Annotated in this window: 1 rRNA gene; it reads right to left on the bottom strand. The window is 36.8% G+C overall.

Annotated elements, in window-relative coordinates:
* Window positions 1–198 precede the first annotated feature (198 nt).
* Window positions 199–285: ribosomal RNA gene (locus tag ACHRV3_RS23020) — 23S ribosomal RNA — on the bottom strand; the annotation flags it as partial.

The raw sequence follows: 285 nt of genomic DNA, 5'->3' as shown, positions 1-285 counted from the left end.
AGAGGTGAGCCCCGCCGCAATAACCACCTTAAGGTCGTTGTTACTTGAGGTAACGTACAATTAATTAAAAATTTAATATTAATAATTAAATAATTGCAACAATATCTTAACATACTGAGATAAAGAATATAAAAAAGTCCTTGACCTTAGTCGAAGGGAGAAAGTTTCTTCCCCACACCGAAGTGTGGGGAAAAGGGTGTACATAAGCTTACGGATTATTAGTACTACTCGACTATGACATTACTGCCTTTACATCTATAGCCTATCAACGTGGTCATCTTCCAC

The organism is Flavobacterium sp. FlaQc-49, assembly GCF_044005985.1.
Lineage (GTDB): Bacteria > Bacteroidota > Bacteroidia > Flavobacteriales > Flavobacteriaceae > Flavobacterium > Flavobacterium cupriresistens.
Note: the sequence above shows the minus strand (reverse complement) of the source record. Positions and strands in the feature narration are given on the sequence as shown.